This window comes from Chryseobacterium sp. RU37D, from assembly GCF_900156075.1.
In the GTDB taxonomy this organism is placed as follows: Bacteria; Bacteroidota; Bacteroidia; order Flavobacteriales; family Weeksellaceae; genus Chryseobacterium.
In genome coordinates this window covers 1-8,834 of record NZ_FTMM01000045.1, presented here as the reverse complement: position 1 = coordinate 8,834, position 8,834 = coordinate 1, and the positions used below count along the sequence as shown (strand labels likewise).

Annotated in this window: 8 protein-coding genes and 1 pseudogene; 2 read left to right on the top strand and 7 right to left on the bottom strand. The window is 31.2% G+C overall.

The window, feature by feature from the left end; genetic code table 11:
• The first annotated feature begins 148 nt into the window (after positions 1-148).
• Positions 149-1,317: pseudogene (locus BW926_RS13720) on the top strand (IS3 family transposase).
• Positions 1,318-1,555: 238 nt separating this feature from the next.
• Here the strand turns inward: BW926_RS13720 and BW926_RS13715 are convergent.
• The 7 genes from BW926_RS13715 to BW926_RS13685 all read right to left on the bottom strand — a co-directional run bounded on the left by BW926_RS13715 (position 1,556) and on the right by BW926_RS13685 (position 8,021).
• Positions 1,556-2,956, bottom strand: coding sequence for a TolC family protein (locus BW926_RS13715; protein WP_076447890.1), 1,401 nt, complete (start codon positions 2,954-2,956; stop codon positions 1,556-1,558).
• 1 nt (position 2,957) lies between these two features.
• A complete protein-coding gene (locus BW926_RS13710) occupies positions 2,958-4,100 on the bottom strand; it encodes an HlyD family secretion protein (RefSeq protein WP_076447889.1) in 1,143 nt (380 codons plus the stop codon).
• The gene (locus BW926_RS13705; RefSeq protein ID WP_083672339.1) at positions 4,094-4,474 is read right to left on the bottom strand and encodes a DUF3302 domain-containing protein; all 381 of its coding nucleotides are present in this window, start codon (positions 4,472-4,474) and stop codon (positions 4,094-4,096) included. Before BW926_RS13705 ends, BW926_RS13710 begins: the two co-directional genes overlap by 7 nt.
• A 136-nt stretch (positions 4,475-4,610) precedes the next feature.
• Positions 4,611-4,832 carry a hypothetical protein gene (locus tag BW926_RS13700; RefSeq protein WP_076447887.1) on the bottom strand — a complete coding sequence of 74 codons (222 nt, stop codon included), beginning with the start codon at positions 4,830-4,832 and terminating at the stop codon, positions 4,611-4,613.
• 849 nt (positions 4,833-5,681) lie between these two features.
• On the bottom strand, positions 5,682-6,191 hold the full coding sequence (locus tag BW926_RS13695) for a hypothetical protein (RefSeq protein WP_076447886.1): 510 nt from the start codon (positions 6,189-6,191) through the stop codon (positions 5,682-5,684).
• Positions 6,188-6,538 carry a hypothetical protein gene (locus BW926_RS13690; RefSeq protein WP_076447884.1) on the bottom strand — a complete coding sequence of 117 codons (351 nt, stop codon included), beginning with the start codon at positions 6,536-6,538 and terminating at the stop codon, positions 6,188-6,190. Before BW926_RS13690 ends, BW926_RS13695 begins: the two co-directional genes overlap by 4 nt.
• A 604-nt stretch (positions 6,539-7,142) precedes the next feature.
• Positions 7,143-8,021 carry an IS982 family transposase gene (locus tag BW926_RS13685; protein WP_076447882.1) on the bottom strand — a complete coding sequence of 293 codons (879 nt, stop codon included), beginning with the start codon at positions 8,019-8,021 and terminating at the stop codon, positions 7,143-7,145.
• 466 nt (positions 8,022-8,487) lie between these two features.
• Here BW926_RS13685 and BW926_RS13680 point away from each other — a divergent pair, with 466 nt between their 5' ends.
• Entirely contained in the window at positions 8,488-8,754 is a 267-nt protein-coding gene (locus tag BW926_RS13680) for an antirestriction protein ArdA (RefSeq protein WP_083672338.1), read from the top strand.
• Positions 8,755-8,834: the final 80 nt, after the last annotated feature.

Below are 8,834 nucleotides of genomic sequence, written 5' to 3'. Positions count from 1 at the left end.
GCACAGTTTCTGTGCAATCTTCTTACGAAAGTTTTTTAGCAAAAGCTTAGTTTCTTTTCAAAATTTCCACTTTTAAATATTACTTCATGAGAGATGGAGTTGCTAACTTTGTTAGGACACAATTCTTATACTCTTTGTCTTTAAGAGTATGAAAAAGATCAGAAAAAATTACAGTTTAGAGTTTAAGCTCCAAGCAGTATCTTTAAGTGAGCAGCGAGTCAATGTATCCTCGGTAGCTGAAGAATTGGGGATCTGTAAAGAAAGTCTCGTTAATTGGCGAAAACTTCACAAAGAAGGCAAACTTAGTAAGGAAAAACCAATATCCTCTGATCCGATAAGGGAAGAGTTATTGAGACTACGCAAGGAACTGGAAGAAACAAAGCTTGAACGTGACATCTTAAAAAAGGCGGTAGGCATCTTCTCCAAGAGAGACGGGTAAGATATAAATTTATCAAAGAACACGCTGGAGTGTTTCCTGTTGGGAAGATGTGCGAAGTACTAAAGGTAAGCAGGAGCAGTTTTTATCATTGGAAGAAAAGAAAGCCGAGTAGTCGGTCAGAAAGAAGAGCCATTTTATCAGCAGAAATCTTCAGTATTTATCATTGAAGCCGTGGGAGATATGTAAGCCCTCGTATTGCCCGAGAACTAGAAGCAAAAGGAATGAGAGCCTCACGTCCTTTAGTGGCTAGATTAATGAGAGAACGCAACCTAAGAAGTATTGTAAAGAAAAAATTTAAGAAAACTACCAATTCTTCTCATCGATACCCTGTTGCTGAAAATTATTTGAATCAAAACTTTCAGGTTAAAAGCAGTAAAGAGGTTTGGGTGTCTGATATTACATATATCCGCACAGGTCAGGGTTGGTTGTATCTTACTACAGTCATTGATTTGTTTGACAGAAAGGTTATCGGCTGGTCATTAAGTGAGACGATGAAGGCTCAGGACACCAGTATTGCTGCCTTGAAAATGGCAATACTCCATCGGCCTTTACAGGATCATGATAGCTTGATTTTCCATTCAGATAGAGGGATACAATATGCGACAGAATTTACATCAATAGTCGGAAAAAACATTACTCGAAGTATGAGTGGAAAAGGAAATTGTTATGATAATGCTGTAGCTGAGAGCTTTTTCAAAACTTTGAAAACCGAACTTATCTATCAAAATAGATATGAAACTAGAGATCATGCCAAAAACTCTGTGTTTGAATATATAGAAACATTTTACAACACTCACAGAAGGCATTCGGCTTTAGGAAATTTAACCATAAAAGAGTATCAAAATTTAATGTCTAATCAATCTAAAAATCTAGCATAAGGAGTATATAAATTTTGTCTCAAAAATAGTTGCAAGTTCATTTATACTTATTTTTAAAAAAGGCTCAGATTATAAAATCCAAGCCCTGACTTTTTAACTTACACACTTTGTGGGAGAGTGTCTAGGGACTATTTCTTTTTCTACTATAGTTCCATCATTCGCAGTTACTTTAATTTTAAATTTGAGATAGCTGAAGAATTTTATGAGTGCGTCTTTTTTATCAATTGAAAACCATCCACTATTTAACAAGGTCATACTTTGGGCAACCTAATGCTAAAAACAAGTTAATTCTCTCAATTCTATTTTGAAGATTGATATCTATAATAGAGATTTCTTTTTTTAATTTCATTCTTTGTTTTTGTATAAGATCAAAATTATTATTATTTCCTATGCTTATTTGTTTTTTTGTAAGTTCAATATTCTTATCAAATTCTTGTACGACTTCTATATCATAAGCTAATTGTTTTACCAAAGAATTCAAATTCGCTAAAGAAGATTCTATTTCATTTAAGGATTCCAAAACTGTTTTTGCATATTCTTCTACGGCTTCTTTTTGTTGAGAATTTTTAATTTCTACATTTTTTTTTAGTTTACTTCCATTAAAAAGTGGACTAACAATACTTCCCCCCACATTAAGTAATGGGTTAGAAAACAAAGAATTAATAGCATTTAAATTGGTATTTGCTGCGCCAAAAATAGAGGAAATGCTTAAAGAAGGGAGTCTAGATGCTTTTGCTTCTTTTACTTCATAGAAGGATTTCTCTATTAAAAAATGTTGAGCTAAAATATCAGGTCTATTTTCTAAGAGCTGAAGTGGTAAATGGGTAGGAATTTTTGTTTTTAAAGATGATAGATTTCCTTTAGGAGTTAATTTTCCTTCAGGATATTTTCCTACTAATAACTCTAAAGCTCTTTTAGACTGTTGATTTGCATTTTGTATCTTTTCTAGATCCGATTTTATAGTTATTATTTCGCTTTGTATATTTGATATATCTAAATCATTAGCTGTTCCTACATTTTTTCTTACCAAATATAGCTGTTTTAGATTTTCTGCAAGAGTAAGATACAGCTTTATTTTATTTTCTTGAGCTTCGCCAGCCACATTAAGGTAGTAGGATTTTGCTATCATTCCCACTAAAGTTTGTTGTAATCTTTCAAACTTATATTTGGCAGAAAAATAAGCGCTTGTACTGGCTAGTTTATTGGCTTTGTTTTTCCCCCAAAGATCTAATTCCCAATTAGCTTGTACTCCCACTTTCTGTATCTGGGTGCCACTTACAAGATTACTAGAAGAGCCTGCGATAGCATTTACACTTGGGTAGAGATTACTAGCTGCTATATCCATCGCAATTTCTATTTGGTTAAGCTTTTCTTGTACTAATAGCTTAGTAGCATTATGCTCTAATCCTTCTTTTATAAAAGCGCCTAAATCATCATAATAAATTTCCTTTATCCATGAGGTATCAAACTCTTCAGCAGAAAGATTTCTATCCATTATCCATTGTTCTGGAATTTCTAAATGAGTAAGAACCTCGCTATTTTTTTTTAGATCTTCTATATCTTTTTGCACTTTCTCTTTTTTTAAACCTGCACAAGAAGTACATAAGGCAATAAAAATCACGAAATATTTTTTGTTCATACTAATGGAGTTTTGCAATTAGATAGTTTAGTTTGCTATTTATTCTAACCATTACTTTACGTATTAAATGCAATGGTTTTATGTGATCAGAATATATTACAGCACTGCCACGAGCTCCTGTGGTAAGATTTTGATCTCCTTCAATAATAAATGTTGCGGCTAATTTCCCTTCTATTTCTGGGTAATAATTAGCTGTGTTAGGCATACCACTAGGAGTCATGATACCAGATCCATTATTTATTAAACCTTGGCTGGTAGCATCTATTACGTGCCCTAGCTTAGCTTTTATTACCTCACCAGGATTAGTTCTTACTGCTATTTCTACTTCATTCCCAGAATTCACTGCTTGTAATTCATTTTGGGCAAAAAGGCCAACAATAAATTGTTTTTTTTCTATAAATACAAATGCTGTTTTTAACGGACCAATTATTGCTCCCTCGTTAAGAGACATATTAGGTATATATCCATCAGCAGGTGCTATTACTACCGTTTGTGATAAATTCCATCTAGCTTTTTCAAGATTTGATACTAATTCTGCCACAATAACATTATCTCCATTATAGGATGCACTTACCTTTGCTTTCAAGGATTCTGTTTGTGCTTGTGCAGCAAGTATTTTAGCTTGTATATCATTAGCATTTGTAATGGCTTGGTCTAAATCAAACTTGTTGGCAGCACCTGCCGAGACAAGTGTTTGATATTGATGAACTCTTTTATTGGCTAAGTCTAACTGATTCTTTAAAGCATCTACGCTTTTTTGAGAAGCATTTATATCACTATCATACGAATTTACTAACGCTCTTGCATTACTTAATTTAGCTTCAATTGTTTTTATTTCTTGTAAATATGGTTCTCTATCTATAACAAACAATGTATCTCCTTTTTTAATATTTACATTACCTTTTACATAGACTTTTTTCACCCTACCTAATGTTTGAGATGTAATGTCTACGCTTCTATTCATTACCCTAACATCTGATGTTATAGGGCAGAAGTAATTTAGGCTTAACAAAAGTGCTATAATAACAAATATAGGTAGAGAATAAACCACAACTTGTGTAGTAAAAGTCCATGGAATTAGTTTAATTTTTTTTATTAAAAGCCAACAAATTCCCGCATATATTACTAGTATTAATTCTAACATTTATGATGATTTTCCGTTATTATATTGCTTTCTGTTCCTTCTCCATCTACTTTTATTTTATTAGATGGCTCAAAATCTTTTTTTGGATATTTATAATTCGCCCAAATCAACGCTATTGGCCATAGTAATCCACCTACAAATAAAGATAATAGGCACATTGCTTTTATAGCTCCAAGTTGTGGGTGGTTGTTTCTCTCTGCCACTACTTCTGGATATATATGTGCTTTCCAAAATAGATAAGCACCACCAATAGGTAATAAAACAAGTACTAACCAAGAAATAAAGTCCGCAAACTTATCCTCGAATCCCCCTCCCTCATTGGCAAGTAAATAATGAGAGAAAAACAATGTAATTAAACATATTTTCTTTTTCATATTATATTATTTAAAGTTTAATACTACTTATTAATTCTATGAAATAACTGTCTTGATGATATTCTGTAAATTAATCGATGGATTAATAAACTTAGCAACTCCACTGCACTAAGATCTATGCTTTTAAAACCTCCATTTACAGAACATACTGCTGGTAATTTATATTCATAGAAAGACATTTTTGCGAAGCATAAAATCCTCTGTCTGGAAAACTGAATTCTGCTTCTTTACAAACTTTAGAACGATCGCTTCTTGAAATTTTACACACTTCCAAAGACATACTGTCAACAATGACGTAATTTTCAAATTCATTGAATATTTCAGATAATTGCAATCTTATGGTATAGGTAAAATTCATTAAACTTCTTCTGCGACGATTATAAACTGTTCTCTCAATCTTGTTTATAAAGAACTAGGAAAATTCTGAATAAATGATTTTCGCTGTTGATTCCCATTTATTCCGCGGTTAAACTTAAACTAATTAATTCTAAATCACTCAATTTTGGGGTTCGACGTTGATACTCTAAAAGAGTATCATTTGATATTTTTTGTAAAATTTCCATAATTCTTTCGTAATTTGCGTTTAAGTTGTTCATTGTAAATGCTTTGTGGTAAAAACAATTTACTGATTACTAATCAAGTGAGCAACTTTTTCCTTTTTAATCATAACACACAATGGGGTTATACGTAGTTCTATTTTAAAGCCTTTGTTTGAAAACTTAGCCAGAAGTTTTTCTTCGTTTGTTACAGTTTTCCTAGGTTCTAGATTATTCGTTTGTGCGTTAATCAGTGAACGGCCTCAATAATAGAATATTTCCCAAATGTAAGATAAATTTTTTGAAAATAAAAAGATCAGTAAACAAATTGAATGCCCATAAATTATCATAATTTTGTATATTTACTGTAAATCAAATATTTATAGATGGATCTATTTAGTTTTACCGCTTTCGTCTCTATTTTTGTTTAATTGCTTTCCCATAAAGTTTTGCAAAATAAATTTTTGAGACTTGTCCGAATCAATAGAAATCATATCATTATTAAAATCTACTGTTATATTTACCTTTGTTACAGTCTTTTTGCTCCAATTTTCTCCAGAGTTTCCCTATTTTTACCTTGTAAGCATAAGAAGTAGATTGAAATGTATGAACCTGTGATTTTAAAGACAATGAAAGTGATAAAAGGATTAAGGAAATTATATATTTCATGATTATTGTTCAATTAGATAAGTGTTTCTTTTCTTACTTGCAGAAGAATAATTATCGAATGCAAACGTTTCTTTTGATATGATATTTCCAGACCATGCTCCCATTTTATATTCTTGTATAATTTGGTCTTCTAGCATTGCTTTAGCATCCTCGTTATAATTAGAAATTTCATTAATTCCCGAAACCAACTCTTTAGTTTGATATTTCTTATAATCCGCTCCAATTTCAGTAGCTTCACTTACTTTCAAAACCACAAAAACAAACTTTTTGTTTGATATTTGACTTTGTTCAGATTTAATTTCTTCAGCTACTTCAGTATTTACTTTTTTAGGTCTGCTTTTCACAATTGAATCAGCCGAAATTTTAGCATCGTTTAAATGTCCTTTTACTACCGACATCATAGAATCGGATATAGTGCCATCTTCATTAAACATTCCGTTTGAAGATTTTTCTTTTTTGCACGACACTAGGCTTAAAGAAATCAAAATAACTGAGATTAATTGATTTTTCATTTGGAAGCTGTATCAAAAGGGTTAGATTCATTTTTCATAAACACAGTCCCCATTCTTTTATACTTCATTTCTTTACCCTTTACACATACGGAGTACATTCCGTTACCAAGTTGCTCTGTAAATATCAAAAAAACCACTTCTTTTACATCGCAATCATTTTCAACCGCAATATGCTTACGCAAATCCTCAATGGTTGCATCTCCTCTTTTTAATTTAGATTGTATTTTCTTGTCGGGTTTTGGTTCTTGATAATTTGCGGGTAAATCGCATTTAGAATCTTTCTCGGTTTGTTGTGCAAAAAATAATGTTGGTAAAATCAAACCAATTGCAAATAAAATCTTTTTCATAAGTGAATTTTTTAAGTTCACTCAGTCCCAAAGTGAGAAATGTTATAATAGAAAAACGCAGGGACTAAACCGTATTAACTACCGAGGTACTGGTATACCCATACAGACTAATAGGAAAGCCCTGCTAAGACAGGGCGTTTCACTATTTATTTTGTCTGTATTAAAAATTACCAGTTTTCGGCAGAACAAATAAACAGCTTACGCTTTATTTTTTCGATAAAATTTGAATTACAAAAATAGTAAATTTTAAAATCTAAAGTCTTAAAAACTAGATTAGTTTTAAAAACCTAAATTCAGTCTGTATTGTAAAGCATAAATAATATACCCACAACCGCAATATTAATATGAAATATTAAAAACAAACTGTATTATATTACTGCTGTGGGTAGTTTTTAAAACTACTTAATTTTCTTTTTAAAATGTAGAACGATGTAAAACGGTCAATACAAAACAGAGTATTACAGCTAGTGAATTACTTGAACTTTTCAAAATTCGTTTTTATATAGTATTCTTACTGTTAAATCTACCCTAATTTTTTTTGAGTACAATTATATCCCCTACCTAGGAAACAACCCCATACTTAGTAATTAACCCGTTGTGCATTTTAAATAATGCTAACTTTTAGATTATTGATGTTTCTATTGAAATAGGCTTTATTGATGAATTGCACAACGGTTAAAGCTGTTATTTTAGCTAATAACCTGGTTTTGAATGCTTCAAAAGTCTTTGCGTAGTTACGCCTGATCATAAATTGATCACAAAGCTGGGAGAATAATGTCTCAATCCTTTTTCGTTGTTTTTTGAACAGGTAGAATTGAGGCTTGTAATCTTTTTGATTAACCCTTTTAGGAGTTTCTAATTCTATGTTGGCGTAGTTGAACAGGTCGATTTGAACTTCAGATGATAAATATCCCTTATCTCCAAGTAATGTACAATGAGACAATTGCTCTTTAATATCTTTTAAATAATGGATGTCGTGAACAGAAGCAGGACTTAAATCTACACTTTGGAAAACGCCGCTCACAGAGCAAACTGCATGAAGCTTGTAACCATAAAAATGCATTTGTTGAGAGGCACAATAACCTTTGTTGGGATAAGAATACTCAACCTCCTTACAGATTTTCGAAGTGCCAGATCTGGAAAGCTTACAAATCTCTACAGGCATACTGTCAATGATAAAAACATCTTCAAACTCATTAAAGCTTTGAGCTATTTTCATTCGTAAATCATTGATTCTATTGGCTAATCTGCGTTTTCGACGATTGTAAACAGTTCTTTCTATTTTACATTTGATCGTCTCCGGAATGTGACGAAATAAATGATTTTCACTGTCAATTCCCATAAATTCAGCGGTTAATGCCAGGCTTATCAATTCTAAATCCTTTAATTTAGAAACTCGTCTTTGATAAGAAAGAAGCGTTTCATTTGATATTTTTCTTAAAACTTCCAAAATTCTTTTGTAATTTGCGTTTAAGTTGTTCATTGTAAATGTTTTATAGCTAATTCAATTTACTGATTTTCAATCAAATGAACAACTTTTTCCTTTTTATTCATAATGCACAACGGGTTAGTAATTATGTTTTTTCTACGCCCCTCCATCAATCAAAACTAATTTTTGTACAGTTGGTTTGTTGGATAAGGTTTCTATAAACAATGCTTTTATTTTCCACTTACTCAAAATATTGTTACTCTCAAACTGTATTTTTTGTTTCTAACTTTGATATTTTTTTAAGTTAAAAGTTTGTTTAAAATTATTTTAAGAAACTTTAATTTTATAGTTAAATCTTTGCAAACTAGCATAGATATTGACTTTATTAATATATAAGATACTTTTCAAAAGTTCTTTTTTTCTGAAATTTTTCATCTCAAAATATAAAAAAAGCCTAGAAGCGGTGCAACGCAACTAGGCAAAAATCAATAAATCTTTAACACAATTAAAAATTATCGACATGACAAAGTTAAGAAATTGTTTAGATACAGTAAGTATCTATGTAAGTACTTATAAGAAGTACAACCAAGGAAGTTTATTTGGTAAATGGTTTGAGCTTTCAGACTATGCGGATTATGATGAGTTCTTGGAAGCAATAAAAGAACTACACAAAGACGAAGAAGATCCAGCGTTTTTATTTTCAGATTATGAATGTCCTAAATTCATTGAAACATTAGGTTTAATTTCGGAAAGTTATTTATCAAAAGAAATTTGGATATGCAAATAAAATTTCCAGTTAGAGTTAAGCTACATTTTTGTAAATTTTGTTTTGATTGTTAAATTCTTCTATTGTTTGATAATTCAGGG